This is a genomic window from Planococcus liqunii (assembly GCF_030413595.1).
GTDB classification, from domain to species: domain Bacteria; phylum Bacillota; class Bacilli; order Bacillales_A; family Planococcaceae; genus Planococcus; species Planococcus liqunii.
Window position 1 is genome coordinate 1,974,202 of record NZ_CP129238.1, and the last position, 14,156, is coordinate 1,988,357.

A 14,156-nucleotide genomic window follows, 5' to 3' on the forward strand; every position below is an offset into this window, starting at 1 on the left:
TCGGGTAGATCGGTTGGTAAATCCCATCCAATCGTACTTATAAATTTCCCCTTTTTATTAATTTTACACCTGATTTTGAAAATCAGTTGGTCTTTGGCCATGTCTGGAAATCGATTTGGGCAGCCGGCCTCGGGCGGCTGAAATAATAGCCTTGGCCTTCATCGCATAGCTCTTCTTCCAAAAAGCCAAGCTGGACCTGATTTTCTATGCCTTCGGCGATGACGCCGATATTCAGCTTATGTGCAAGCGCGATGATGGACGACGTGATGGCTTTGCCGTTTAGATCCTCTTCGATATCCCCGATAAAACTGCGGTCGATTTTTACCCGGTCAAAAGCGAATTGGCGAAGGTAGCTGAGCGATGTATAGCCTGTGCCAAAATCATCGATCGACATGGAGACGCCGAGCTCTTTCAATCGCTGCAGGCTTTCTTTTACGATCTCTGTGTTTTCCATCAAGATGCTTTCTGTGACTTCCAGTTCCAGCCATCTGGGAGAAAGTCCCGTGGCCTTCAATATCTGCTGCACAGTCGCCACAAAATCCGGGTGTTTTAACTGGATGGTCGAGATGTTGACACATACTTTAAACGGTGGGTGCCCGGCATCTTGCCAGTCTTTGAGTTGCCGGCAAGCGGTTTCGAGCACCCATTTGCCGATGTGCACGATTTCGCCGCTTTCTTCTGAAATCGGAATGAAATTATCCGGCGGCACGAAACCGAGTGTCGGATTGTCCCAGCGGATCAACGCTTCCATGGCAGCCAGTTTGCCCGTTTTCAAATTGACGATCGGCTGGTAATGGAGGCAAAGTTCCTTTTTCTCAATGGCGTTTTTCAAATCTTTTTCAATAGCTACTTTGTAGATGGTTTTAAAATCGAGTTCTTTGGAATAAACCGTATAATCATTGGAACCGTGTTTTTTCGTAAAATACATTGCCGTATCCGCTTTGTGGATCAATCCCGCTGCCCGTTCTCCCGGCTCACCGGCAAACGCGATGCCGATGCTCGCTGAAATGGTGGCCGAATGGCCGTCGACTTCGAACGGTTCGCGCAAAATAGCCACCAGCCGCGCAGCGATGCGCTCTGCTTCGTTCATCTCCACTGTCGGCAGCAAGACGGCAAATTCATCCCCGGCAATCCGCGCTACGGTATCGCCTTTCCGGAGATTTTCCTGCAGCCGCAAAGAGAACGTTTTTAAAAATTCATCGCCGAAATGATGCCCCAGCGAATCGTTGATGAACTTGAACCGGTCCAAATCCAGAAACAGCACAGCCGGATTGGCATCGCTGATTTTCGAGAACTCAATCGCTTGCTGGACCCGGTCTTCAAACAAACGCCGGTTTGGCAATTTGGTCAAAGGATCGTAAAACGCCAGGTTTTCCATTTGCTGCTTGTAGCGCACTTTATCGGTTATATCTTTGGCAATGCCGTACGCTCCGACAATTGCACCGTCCTGCTTTTTCGGAAAATTGGTGATTTCCAAGTTCAAGTGGGTGCCGTTTTTATGATAGATGACGATTTCATAATGATTGGTGCGGCCTTGAAGCGCCTCTTGGAAATAAGTGAGGGTTTTCGGCAAATGATCGGGCAGGACGAGCGGCGCAAACGGCATTTGAAGCAGTTCCGGAATCGTAAACCCGGTCAACGCCTCACAGCTCGGATTGGCATCTGTGAATGTGCCAGTAGAATCGAAAGCAAAAATCGCATCCGGATTGCTGTAAAAAAGCGAATGGAAGCGCTCGTTGTTTTCCTTTAGCCGCAGGGCAGCGGTCACTTCTTCGGTAACATCGATCACAGCTCCTGCCATCACAATTTCGCCGTTGATGCTTGATTTCCTGGAATGGATTTCGCTATGGACAAGCGAACCGTCTTTTCGGATCACCCGCACACGGTAGCGGGACTCTAAAGCCCCTTCATGGAGGCGCTCATAAATATGCCGTTTTACGACCTGCAAGTCCTCTGGATGAATGATCAATTCCAGCGCTTTTTCATGGCCGATGATTTCCTCTTTTGAATAGCCTGTAAACATGCAGAATGCCTGATTAAAATAAGTGAAGGCATCGCCGTTTAAAATATACATGCAGACGCTAGCATCTTCGACTAAGCTCCCGAATAATTCAGTCAGCAGCCGGACTTCTTCGGGAACTGCCGGCAGGGCATTGCCTGTTGCTATGCCGTAATATCCTTTGCTGTTTCTTTTCATTTTGTAACCTCCTTGGTGCATCAATGCCCGGCAGCTGTCAGTTTGCCTATTAATTAATATTTTACCACTTTTAATGGGAAGCTAAGCCTAATCCATAATAATTTCTGGATTTTTTTTACTGTTATAAAACGCTGCTGATGCGAAATCTCCACGCAAAAAAAAACCGTCCCCGGTTTCCGGGAACGGCTTTGGTGGTTATGCAGCTGCAACGACTTTCTTTTTCAGAAGTCCTGCCACAATAGCTGTGACAATCGCACCAGCAATGATAGCTGCAGCGTAGAGAAGGACTTTCATTACGCCGCCGTCCACCAAGCCCATGACGAACACGCCGCCGTGCGGAGCGCGAAGGCTGATGTCAAACAGCATAACCAGTGCACCGGTAAAGGCTGCACCTGCAACAGATGCCGGAATAACGCGTGCCGGATCAGCTGCGGCAAACGGAATGACGCCTTCCGTAATAAAGCAGGCACCTAGAACGTAAGCGGTCTTGCCGGCTTCGCGTTCCGGTTTCGTGAATTTGTTTTTGAACATCGTTGTCGCAATGGCCATGCCAAGCGGCGGTACCATGCCGGCCGCCATCACAGTGGCCATGAAATTGAAGTTTTGCGCATCAAGCATCGCAATGCCGAATGTGTAGGCCGCTTTGTTGATTGGGCCGCCCATATCAATTGCCATCATGCCGCCGAGCAGCAGGCCGACCAGCACCAGGTTCGTGCCGCCAAGGCTTTCAAGAAACGCTGAAATGGCAGTATAGACTTTTGTCAGCTGCGGATTCACGAGCATCATAATGATGCCGGTGATGGCAATGCTGAATACCGGGAAGAACAGCACCGGTTTCAAACCTTCAAGCGAATTCGGCAAGACGGAGAAAACACGTTTTACGAGAAGCGTGACGTAACCGGCCAGGAAACCAGCAATCAAACCGCCGAGGAAACCGGAACCGCCGCTTGCCCCTTCAACACCTGTTACCGTGATGGCAATTAACCCGCCGATCATACCCGGTGCAAATCCGGGCCGTTCCGCGATGCTCATCGCGATAAAGCCGGCAAGTACCGGAACCATCAGGAAGAACGCATTGCCGCCGCCAATTGTGTTGAGCATGGCTGCAAATTCATTGTATTCGGGACTGTCCGGGTTCGAAGCATTGATGCCCCAGAAAAACGAAATGGCGATCAAGATCCCGCCGCCGACCACAAACGGCAGCATATTGGAAACCCCGTTCATCAAATGCTTGTAGAAAAGCCCTTTGGATTCCGTGCCCGCTGCATCGTCTTTCGATTTGTCGTGCTGATAAACCGGTGCATCGCCTGTCATCGCGCGGTCCAATAAATTGTCGGTCTCGTAAATGGCTTTGCCGACTTTTGTCTGGATGACCGGCTTGCCGGCAAACCGCGCCATTTCCACTTTCGTGTCTGCGGCGACAATGATGGCGTCCGCTGCAGCGATATCGGCATCCGTCAACCGGTTTTTCACGCCGCTTGAGCCGTTCGTTTCCACTTTGATGTCAATGCCGCGTTCTTTAGCCCGTTCATTGAGCTTTTCAGCCGCCATATACGTATGGGCAATGCCCGTCGGACAAGCCGTAACAGCGAGGATGCGCTTGCCTGTACCGGCCGGCGCCGTGTGTTCGTCTTCCGGTGCAACCGGTCCGTCTTCTTCCATTTCTTTATCCGTCACGGCCTGCAGGACCTCTTGTTTCGTTGTAGCAGCCAGAATGCGCGAGCGGAAATTCCCATCCATCAGGAACGTAGCCAAACGCGATAGGGCTTCAAGATGGGCGTCATTTGCGCCTTCCGTTGCGGCAATCATGAAAAAGAGGTTGGCCGGCTGGCCGTCCATCGATTCATAATCCAGTCCGCTGTTTGAGCGCCCGAAGGCAATGGCCGGTTCTTTGACAGCGCGGGATTTGGCATGCGGAATCGCGATGCCTTCTCCAATGCCTGTGGTGCTTTGTTCTTCGCGCGCTAAAATGTCTTTTGTAAACTGGGCGGGATCGTTCAGTTTCCCGGCACGGTCCAGCTGCGCGACAAGTTCAGCGATGACTTCCGGTTTAGAGGAAGCCGAAACATCCAGGATAATGGTTGATTCAGTCAATAATTGCGTGATTTTCATGTGGTCACATCCTCTTCAGTAATGGGGTGTAAAACAACTTGGCTGAGCAGCGCTTCTGCATCTTGTTTTTCGCATAAATCCGATCGGAACGCGGTGGCGCTTCCGCATGCCACTCCGTATTGGAACGCTTTCACGGCGTCCGCCTGTGCGGCGTAGGAAGCGATAAAACCAGAAACGAGCGAATCACCGGATCCCACCGTATTGACGACTTGGCCTTTCGGTGCTTCTGCGGCAACGGTCTCATTTGCCGTGACCAATAACGCCCCTTCTCCTCCCATGGAAACGATGACATTTTCAATGCCGTTTCGGACCAATTTGGAAGCGTAGAAAACGGCCTGCTGCTTGCCGGTGATTTCAACACCGAACAATTCCCCCAGCTCATGCTCGTTCGGCTTGATCAAGAAAGGCTTCGCTCCAACCAATTCTTTTAAGGCAGGGCCTGAAGTATCCAAGACAAAACGGACACCTTTGCTTTGGCAAATCGCTGCAAGTTCCAGGAAATAAGCTTGCGGAACGGAAGCCGGCAAGCTGCCGGCCAGCACAAACCAGTCGCCTGTTTCCAACGAGCGCACTTTTTTGGCCAGCTTGTCCAATTGCGCTTCCTGCAGCACCGGACCTGGGCCGTTCAATTCGGTTTCTTCTTCGGACTTGATTTTCACATTGATCCGGGTAATGTCGGAAGTTTCAATAAAATCTGTCGAGACGCCTTCATTGTTGAGGAATTCTTCTATATAATTACCTGTAAACCCGCCGGCAAAGCCCAGCGCTTTGCTTGCAGTCCCTAAACGGTTCAAAACGCGGGAAACATTAATGCCTTTTCCTCCCGGATAATAATGCACATCGGCCGTCCGGTTCAGTTTCCCCGTCTTGAATTTGGGTAAATAGGTGGTGTAGTCTATAGATGGTGTAATGGTGCACGTATAGATCATGCTTTTCCCACCTTTACGGTTGTCTTTTTTTCAAGTATTTCGAATGTATCAGCGGACAATTCATCCACGACCAATGTCGCCTCTTCCAAATCCATGATTTTTGCAAAGCTTACTTTATTGGATTTTGAATGGTCGGCCAGCACATAAGTTTTACGGGCCAAGGAACTGGCCATTTTTTTGACGGCGGCTTCTTCCGGATCCGGCGTTGTGTATCCATAATCAGGATGAAACCCGTTGACGCCCAAGAAACAGATGTCAAAGCGGTAATTTTTTAGGGATTGGATTGTTTGAGCCCCGACCAGTGCACCGGTTCTCGGCTTAATCATCCCGCCGGTCAAATAAGTGGTGATGCCTTGTTCATTTAAAGCTTCGACAAGCGTCAACCCATTCGTGACGACAACCAAATCTTTTTCCATCAGAAAAGGGATCATTTGAAAAGTCGTGGTGCCGGCATCCAAAAATACGCTGTCGCCTTGCTGGACAAAACCGGATGCAAATTTGGCAAGGTTGATTTTTTCCTGGAGGTTCTGCGCCGATTTGTCGGCGACACTCGGTTCCGCCAAGTTGCGGCCCGGCAGGACAGCGCCGCCAAAAACGCGCTCCAATTTTTGCCGGTTTTCAAGTTCGGTCAAGTCCCGCCGGATTGTCGACTCGGAAGCGGCCGTCAATTCGACGATGTCCTGAATTTTGATCGTCTGTTTTTCTTCTAGCAGCTTTAAAATAAAGTCATGGCGTTCGTTCGTTAACATCTATTCACCTTCTTTGCTAGTTCGTTAAATAGATAATACTTGAAATCGCTTCCAAAATCAATCATAATCATTCATAAGCAATCAAAAACAGTCATTTGATTTTATTTTCAATCAAAATCGTTCATAATAGAGATTGAAAACGATCAAAGACAATCATTCATATTAGGAGGAATTTTACATGGTAGAAAAACAATTCACAATCACAGATGAAGCAGGTATCCACGCACGTCCAGCATCCGCATTGGTAGGTTCTTTATCGAAATTCAAATCCGATATTACACTTGAGCACAAAGGCAAAAAAGTAAACTTGAAATCGATTTTAGGTGTGATGTCTCTTGGAGTGGCTTCTGGATCAACAGTTACGGTGGCAGCAAACGGCGAAGACGAGGAAGAAGCATTGGCTCAAGTCAGCCAGGTCATGGCGTCTGAGGGGCTTTCAAACTAATGAAAAAAACATTATCCGGAATTGCAGCTTCGAATGGGATTGCCATCGCAAAAGCTTTTCGCCTTGAAAATCCGGAACTGAATGTTGAAAAAACAACAGTAACGGATGCAGCGCAGGAAGTGTCCCGTTTTGAAGCCGCATTAAACCAATCCACATCTGAACTTGAAGTCATCAAAGAACGCACCGCCAAGCAAATCAGCGATAAGGAAGCCGCAATTTTCGGCGCTCACCTTCTCGTGTTAAGCGACCCGGAATTGATCGGGCCCATCAAGGAAAAAATTGAAAACGAACAAGCAAATGCTGAATACGCGTTGCAGGAAACCGCAAATATGTTTATTCAGATGTTTGAAGCGATGGACAACGATTACATGAAAGAACGCGCCGCGGATATCCGCGATGTGACCAAACGGGTCTTGTCCCACCTGTTGGGCGTAACGATACAGAGCCCAAGCATGATTTCCGAAGAAGTCATCATCATTGCGGAAGATTTGACGCCTTCCGATACGGTCCAGTTGGACCCAACTTTTGTCAAAGCGTTCATTACCGACATCGGCGGACGCACTTCGCATTCGGCGATCCTAGCCCGCACGCTCGAAATCCCGGCGGTAGTCGGCGCTAAAGAAGCGATGGCTTCAATTGAAAACGGCACGCTTGTCATCGTTGACGGTTTGGATGGCCACATCATCCTCGATCCGGACAGCGAAACGGTTGCCGAATATGAAGAGAAAAAGGCTCAGTATGACCGCCAAAAAGCGGAATGGGCAAAACTGAAAAATGAACCGACAGTGACAACAGACGGCCACGCCGTGGAACTTGGCGCCAACATCGGAACGCCGAAAGACACGGCTGGTGTTCTTGAAAACGGCGGCGAAGCGATCGGCTTGTACCGGACAGAGTTCCTGTACATGGGACGTGACCAGTTCCCTACCGAAGACGAGCAGTACGAAGCGTACTCGTCGGTGCTAAAAGCAATGGAAGGCAAACCGACCGTCGTCCGCACATTGGACATCGGCGGCGATAAAGAATTGTCTTATCTGCAATTGCCGAAAGAATTAAATCCCTTCCTGGGCTTGCGGGCCATCCGTTTATGCCTGGAAATGCCGGATATGTTCCGGACGCAGCTGCGTGCATTGCTTCGCGCCAGCGTCCACGGCAATTTGAAGATCATGTTCCCGATGATTGCGACGCTGGATGAATTCCGCCAGGCAAAAGCGCTGGTCGAAGACGAAAAAGCGAAGCTGCAGGCAGAAGGCATCGAAGTCAGCGATTCGATTGAAATCGGCATCATGGTCGAAATTCCTTCAACGGCGGTCATGGCAGATACATTCGCCAAAGAAGTGGACTTTTTCTCGATTGGCACGAACGATCTGATCCAGTACACGATGGCCGCCGACCGCATGAACGAAAACGTATCGTATTTGTACCAGCCTTTCAATCCGGCGATTTTGCGCCTGGTGAAAATGGTCATCGATGCCTCCCACCGCGAAGGCAAATGGACCGGCATGTGCGGCGAAATGGCAGGAGACGAAATTGCGATTCCGATTCTCCTCGGCTTAGGGCTGGATGAGTTCTCGATGAGCGCTTCGTCCATCCTGAAAGCCCGCTCACAGATCAGCAAATTGTCAAAAGCCGATATGGAAACGCATATCGACCGCATTTTAGCGATGGATACGTCAGCCGAAGTGGCGGACTATGTAAAAGCGAATATGTAAAACAAAAGCCAAAGGAGCCCCAGTGCTCCTTTGGCTTTAAGTTTGCAAAACATAATTTCATTTGAATAATGAATGAATGAATAGAGAATGGTTAACAAATGAAAATTGAATGGATAATGAATAAATGTATCAAATATAAAAAAGTGCATTCTTTTAGACCACCGTCTTGGTTGAATATTCAATTCATGGGTTACGAAGACTTGTGTTTAAGTAATTCCAGGAGACCGAAGCCAAGACTATAAATGCCGATTGGTCAGAATGGTTGAATTTACCATTGTTATTCATTCGGGTTGGACTTTATTTAAAGCCAAAAAGCCAAAGGAGCTCAATTGCTCCTTTGGCTTTTGTTATGTGGCTGTTTGTTTTAAAATGGCAGCCACCAATTGCTGTCTGGAAAGAATGCCAGGCGGAAAATGGAACATACTGGCCATTTGCGCAACAGCCGGCGGTTTCAGCATGCTGGTTTCCAGCACTTCTTTATTATAAAAAATAGCCTCCGCCTTACCGTCTGCAATTAACTTGCGGTTCGCCATCACCACAATCCGGGAGAAATAGTCGGTGACAAATTCCATGTCGTGAGTGATGGTAATGACCGTCTTGCCCTTGTGTTCCAACACATCGAGCAGGTGGCCGAGGGTCAGCAACCCGACTTTGTCCTGGCCGGCTGTCGGCTCATCCAAAATGATAATGTCGGAATCCATGGCAAGCACCGATGCAATCGTGACAAATTTGCGTTCGGAGTAAGGCAGGTTGTACGGATTTTCTTCCGCAAAACCGCTGATGCCGCATAAATCCATTGCCCACCGGGTCAATTCATCAACCCGTTCGCTATCAAATTTCATGTTTTTCGGGCCGAACCGGACTTCTGACTCCACATCGTTATGAAAAATCTGGTCATCTGGATTTTGGAAAACGTATCCGGCTTTTCGAGAGACCTGGGCAGTTGTATATTTCGTGGTATCCCAATCCCCGACTTGCACCGTTCCGCTTGCCGGTTTTAATAGCCCATTCATTAATTTGACGGCCGTCGTCTTGCCGGCGCCGTTTTGTCCGACGATGGCCACCCGTTCTCCTGCCTTAACCGTCAGTGTAAAATCCTCGAGCGCTTTCGTGCCGTCCGGATAAGAAAAACTGACATTCTGCAGAATCAGATCAGTCACGGGCACCCACTCCTTTCAAATTCAGCGCTTGAGCCAATTCACTGTCTTTTACCGGCAGAAACGCAAGCGGCATGCCGGATTTTTGCAGCTGCAGCGCCACTTCGGTCACATGCGGATACTGAATGTTGTAGCGTTCATATTCCGGATTTCCGAATACCTCCTTCACCGGCCCTTGCATGACGAGTTTCCCTTCGCTCATTACCAGCAGGTCGTCTGCATACTCTGCGATCAAATCCATTTTGTGTTCAACCAGTACAATCGTCTTGCCGCGCTCTTTCATCAAGCGGATAATATCGAATATCTGCTCAGTGCCGACGGGGTCCAGCTGCGAAGTCGGCTCATCAATGACCAGGATATCCGGGTCCATGACGATAATGGAAGCAAGCGCGACTCGTTGCCGTTGCCCGCCGGACAATTCAAACGGATTTTTCTCACGGAGATGGGCAATGTTCACGAGTTTCAGGATTTCCTCTACCCGCAGCCGGATTTCGTCAACCGGCACGCCGAGATTCTCTAAGCCGTAGGCCACTTCTTCAAACACATTGTCTTTGACGCCGGACACTTGGATAAACGGATTTTGGAACACATACCCAACCTGCTCCGCCATTTGGCCAAGCTGCGTATCCTGCGTATCTTTTCCGCCCACCCGTACAGTCCCTTCCAGGTCTCCTTTGTAGAAATGGGGAATAAACCCGCGGATGGCATTGCATAGCGTTGTTTTCCCGGAAGCGTTGTTGCCGATAATGGCGGTGAATTTCCCTTTTTCAATGGTGAACGAAACATCCTTCAGGACATAATCATCGCTGACCGGATAGCGGTACGAAACGTTTTGCAACTCGATTACGATGTCTGCCATAAGACTACCCTCCAAACAAGCAAGCCCAGTATGATTAAAATAAATAAAATCGGCAATATCCGGTCGGCGCGGCTTTTGGCCAATTTGTGCAGACTGGTTTTCTTCACCGGCGCTGAAAATGCGCGCGATTCGAGCGTCAGTGCGCGTTCTTCCGTTCCGGCAATGGAAGACAAAATAAGCGGAGTGAGTGTCGGAATAAATGCTTTCGCCCGCACAAAGAGCGACCCTTCCGTTTCAACCCCTCTTGTTTTCTGTGCTTCCATGATGGTATTGGCTTGCCTGCGCATTTCCGGAATGATTTGAAGGGTCGACAATACGACATACGCCCCCATTGGCGGCATCCCTTTGTCTTCGAGCGACTTCACGAAATCGCGCACTTCCGTCATCCGGAAAAACAGCACAAATGCAGAACCAATCGCCAAGATGCGGGAAGTCAAGATGAGTCCGTAATAAACGCCTTCTTGTTTGATTTCAAAAATCCACCATCGCCACAACACTTGCTCGCCCGGGAAGAAAAAGATCTGCATCAGAAAGACAATCACGAGAACGCTGACCAATGCTTTCACAACAATGCCCATGAATTCCTTGAAAACACCGGCCAACAACGAGATGGCCACTAATCCCAGAAATACGGAAAAGGCAAACCAATAGCCAGGAACAATCAGGACAACCGCCAAAATAAACAGCGAAAAATAAAATTTGGTCATCGGGTGAAGCTGAAGCAATGCATTCGGTTTCATGGCTCTTGCCCCTCCCTTTCTTCAGGAAAAATCGATAGATGTTGAACGCATCGAATCACGAGCGGTTTCGGCGTTTCATATACAAATGGCCGTATTTCAGTTTTGACAAATAGCGGTCAGACATGCCTTTGACAATGAAAAAGACGATCAGCACAGAAACCACTTTATCGGCTATTTCAACGATGAAGCTCGATGAAAATACCGCCGTCCACAGTTGTTGCCCAGATGCCAGGAAAGTAGCCGTGATCAACGAAGAGGTATTCCCTGTAGCGCCGCCAAATACCAAAACAGTAATCGGTGCGGAAACGACGACCGCTATCAAAGTGATGACGATGCCCGAGATGATGGTTTTGGGCACGTTTTTAAAAAATCCGAATTTGGAAAGAAGGCCAGCGCCAACACCAATTGCCATCGAGGTTAAGGCATACGGCAAATATACCGGATTGAAAATGGCGTTGATTAAATTGGTGATAAGTCCAGCTAATAAAGCCACCCATGGCCCTGCAATGACGCCTACTAAAATCGTGCCGATCGTATCCAGAAAAATCGGCAGCCGCAGCACATTCGTCAATTGAAAACCGACGATATTGATGGCGACCCCGATTGGAATCAAGAGCATTGCCATTAAACTGAAGTCGTCCTTAAAACTGCGTTTCATGATTTTTTCCCCCTCTCCGAATGAGTCATTGCAATCATGCCCATCTTTTCTACGGCGTCAAAAAACTGGGCAACGAATTTTTCGCGGTCAACCGTATGCAGAACTTTCGCGTTCGCTGCTTTCCCGGAGCGCTGTGCATAATCGACTATCGTCGTCCCGGCAGTCAAACGCCCTTGCGTCTCGATTTGAACGCAGCAATCGTCTCCTTCGAATAATTCCGGCGTCACGACATAAGAGACCGCGCACAAATCATGTAAGCGGATACATTTTTCGAAATCCCTTGGATGGAAAGCGGTCTGTTTGGCCTGTTTTACATAAAAACGCATCATTGCCGCCACTTTTAAAGCAAAATCCGAACCCGTTCTTTCCAGCTCTTTCACTTCTTCGAGCGTCACATACGCTTTATGTGTTACGTCCAAGCCGCTCATCACGATTGGAACGCCAGAACGAAACACCAAATCAGCGGCATGCGGATCCACGTAAACATTAAATTCCGCCGTCGGCGTCATATTGCCGCCCACTGCTGCGCCTCCCATATACGAAATGAATTTTATCTTCGGTTTCACTTCCGGATGCGCAAACAGCAATGCGCCGACATTGGTCAACGGGCCCGTGGCAATCAGGACAACCGGTTCAGGGCTTGCCATCAATACTTGTTTCATCGCTTCAATGGCCGTCCGGCTGCTTAATTTGAGCACGGGTTCTGGAAACTCCACATCCCCAAGTCCGCTGTCGCCGTGTACCTCGGCCGCAATTTCCAGCGCTTTAAACATCGGCCGGTCCAAACCTTGGGCGATTTCCACGTCCTGGCCTAAATAGCTGGCAAACGCCAAAGCATTGGCCACTGTTTTTGCTTGCGTTTGATTTCCCGCTTCTGTCGTGATCAGTTTGACATCCAATTCGGGACGCGCGAAAGCCAATGTCAGCGCCATCACGTCATCAATTCCCGGATCGCAGTCGATCATTACAGGTATCGCCATCAAATTCCCCCATTCCTTTCTGCATAACCCTTGAAATCCCAGCTTCAAAGGTCTTAAGGTATTTCGATTCTTTTCGGTTGGATTCCTGCACGCAAACACAATAAGCAGACGATTTATTGGTTTTTTCTCCAAACAAAAAAAGAAGACCGAAGTCTTCTTTCTTGTCCCTTCAACTGTCTTCCTTGGTAGTCGAAGTCAAGCTGACGATTTTCCCTGCTTCTTCCCGGTCCATTTCGTAAATGTCTTGGTACGAGTAAGATTTCACTAAGCCTTTTTTGTCATCAATGGTCATTTTTCCGGTAACGGTTGCCTGCAGCCCGTCTGCCCGGACATGGTCGATGGTGACTTTCACATCGTGGTCGCTGTCCATGCTGCCGACATAGTCAAGAAACTGCTGTTTCCCTTCGATCGTTTCTTCGCCTTCCATTTTCCATACCACATCGTCTGCGATATGTTTTTCGATAAAATCCAAATCCCCGATTACAAACGCTACGTTCATTTCCTTGAAAAACTTTTCGCTGTTGACATTGGCCATCTGTATTTTTCCTCCCCGGAAAATCATTTTTCTATATCAATACCCGAAAACAAGAACTTGAACCCTGCATATTCACTGCTTTTCACTGGGCGCTGCCGCCTTTTGCAGCTTTAAAAAATAGTCAGCCATTCCCATGGCGCTGACTTCCAAATCAAGTTCAATGATTTTGTACACTTCATGATCATCCCCCACGCCCAGCCCCTGGAGGTGCTTCTGGATGCGCTCTTGCAGGCGCCCTGCAAGTTCATCCGGACCAAGCCCTTTTGCAAAAGTTTTTTCGGCTTCCGCCATGAAAATATCCAGCCACTCCGATACTTGGCGGAGCGCCAAATCCGTTTTTTCCGTCATGCCAAAATGGCCGTAGTAAATGGCGCTGAAATGCTGGGACTGCATCCGTGAAATGGCGTGTTTCATCGCTTGCGGATCAAACTGGTTGGGTGAAGTGGACGGCAAAAAGAAATCAATTCCGTCTTTTGCCAGCTGTTCGTACCGGATGCCGACCGTATCGCCGGCAAAAATGCCATTGCTTCTGGGATCCACAATTCCGAAATGATGGTTGGCATGCCCCGGGGTATCCCAAAATTCCAGTGTACAGGACGGACCGATTTTCAATTGGCCGCCTTCGCCTTTTATGAGCAGCCGCTCTTCCGGAATCGGCACAATCGGCTCAAATAACTTATCAAATTTATCGCCGTATACTTGCTTCGCTCCGGCAATCAGGCGCTCCGGTTTTGCCAGATGGCGTGCCCCTTTCGGATGGACCACAATTTTGGCGTTTGGGCAGTCCTTCAGCAAAAGCCCGGCTCCTCCAGCATGGTCCAGGTGAATGTGGGTGACAATTATGTATTTGACCTGGTCGAGTTGATATCCGAGTTCTTCGAGCCCCTTCTTAATATACGGCACTGATGGGCTGGCACTTGTGTCAATCAACGTCAGTTCTTCTTCGGCAATCACGTAGGTGCCGGTGCGTTCCTCTAACCCCAGATCCATTCCGTCGATAATGAAAATCCGTTCGTTCAGCTGTTTGTACATGTGCATCCCCCTTATTTTTTTCTTAATCATAATATTGAATATTCTAACATT

The 14,156-nt window shown here is 48.9% G+C and carries 13 protein-coding genes; 2 read left to right on the top strand and 11 right to left on the bottom strand.

The genetic code is table 11. The features are described 5' to 3' along the window. Positions 1-82: 82 nt before the first annotated feature. The 4 genes from QWY22_RS10030 to QWY22_RS10045 all read right to left on the bottom strand — a co-directional run bounded on the left by QWY22_RS10030 (position 83) and on the right by QWY22_RS10045 (position 5,987). Positions 83-2,197 (bottom strand): sensor domain-containing protein, encoded by a 2,115-nt coding sequence (locus QWY22_RS10030; RefSeq protein WP_300984294.1) that lies wholly within the window; start codon positions 2,195-2,197, stop codon positions 83-85. Positions 2,198-2,392: 195 nt separating this feature from the next. Continuing rightward, positions 2,393-4,309 carry a PTS fructose transporter subunit IIABC gene (locus QWY22_RS10035; protein WP_300984295.1) on the bottom strand — a complete coding sequence of 639 codons (1,917 nt, stop codon included), beginning with the start codon at positions 4,307-4,309 and terminating at the stop codon, positions 2,393-2,395. After that, on the bottom strand, positions 4,306-5,238 hold the full coding sequence (gene pfkB / locus QWY22_RS10040; RefSeq protein ID WP_300980745.1) for a 1-phosphofructokinase: 933 nt from the start codon (positions 5,236-5,238) through the stop codon (positions 4,306-4,308). Before pfkB ends, QWY22_RS10035 begins: the two co-directional genes overlap by 4 nt. After that, positions 5,235-5,987 carry a DeoR/GlpR family DNA-binding transcription regulator gene (locus QWY22_RS10045; protein ID WP_300980746.1) on the bottom strand — a complete coding sequence of 251 codons (753 nt, stop codon included), beginning with the start codon at positions 5,985-5,987 and terminating at the stop codon, positions 5,235-5,237. Before QWY22_RS10045 ends, pfkB begins: the two co-directional genes overlap by 4 nt. A gap of 178 nt (positions 5,988-6,165) precedes the next feature. Here QWY22_RS10045 and QWY22_RS10050 point away from each other — a divergent pair, with 178 nt between their 5' ends. Next, positions 6,166-6,432, top strand: a complete 267-nt coding sequence (locus tag QWY22_RS10050; RefSeq protein WP_036804699.1) for a phosphocarrier protein HPr — start codon at positions 6,166-6,168, stop codon at positions 6,430-6,432. Further along, positions 6,432-8,144, top strand: a complete 1,713-nt coding sequence (gene ptsP, locus QWY22_RS10055) for a phosphoenolpyruvate--protein phosphotransferase (RefSeq protein ID WP_300980747.1) — start codon at positions 6,432-6,434, stop codon at positions 8,142-8,144. The genes QWY22_RS10050 and ptsP overlap by 1 nt, the downstream gene beginning before the upstream one ends. Before the next feature lie 347 nt (positions 8,145-8,491). Here ptsP and QWY22_RS10060 read toward each other — a convergent pair whose 3' ends face one another. From QWY22_RS10060 to QWY22_RS10090, 7 genes are all read right to left on the bottom strand, one after another. Next, positions 8,492-9,304 carry an energy-coupling factor ABC transporter ATP-binding protein gene (locus QWY22_RS10060; RefSeq protein WP_300980748.1) on the bottom strand — a complete coding sequence of 271 codons (813 nt, stop codon included), beginning with the start codon at positions 9,302-9,304 and terminating at the stop codon, positions 8,492-8,494. Continuing rightward, positions 9,297-10,160: an energy-coupling factor ABC transporter ATP-binding protein gene (locus QWY22_RS10065; RefSeq protein WP_300980749.1), complete on the bottom strand. Its 864-nt coding sequence runs from the start codon at positions 10,158-10,160 to the stop codon at positions 9,297-9,299. The genes QWY22_RS10060 and QWY22_RS10065 overlap by 8 nt, the downstream gene beginning before the upstream one ends. Further along, entirely contained in the window at positions 10,145-10,900 is a 756-nt protein-coding gene (locus QWY22_RS10070; RefSeq protein ID WP_300980750.1) for an energy-coupling factor transporter transmembrane component T, read from the bottom strand. Before QWY22_RS10070 ends, QWY22_RS10065 begins: the two co-directional genes overlap by 16 nt. A 55-nt stretch (positions 10,901-10,955) precedes the next feature. Further along, complete coding sequence (locus QWY22_RS10075) at positions 10,956-11,558, bottom strand: ECF transporter S component (protein ID WP_036804689.1); 603 nt, start codon at positions 11,556-11,558, stop codon at positions 10,956-10,958. Further along, the gene (locus tag QWY22_RS10080; protein WP_300980751.1) at positions 11,555-12,538 is read right to left on the bottom strand and encodes a nucleoside hydrolase; all 984 of its coding nucleotides are present in this window, start codon (positions 12,536-12,538) and stop codon (positions 11,555-11,557) included. Before QWY22_RS10080 ends, QWY22_RS10075 begins: the two co-directional genes overlap by 4 nt. Positions 12,539-12,707: 169 nt before the next feature. Then, a complete protein-coding gene (locus QWY22_RS10085) occupies positions 12,708-13,073 on the bottom strand; it encodes a nuclear transport factor 2 family protein (protein WP_300980752.1) in 366 nt (121 codons plus the stop codon). Positions 13,074-13,145: 72 nt separating this feature from the next. Then, on the bottom strand, positions 13,146-14,105 hold the full coding sequence (locus QWY22_RS10090) for an MBL fold metallo-hydrolase (protein WP_300980754.1): 960 nt from the start codon (positions 14,103-14,105) through the stop codon (positions 13,146-13,148). Positions 14,106-14,156: the final 51 nt, after the last annotated feature.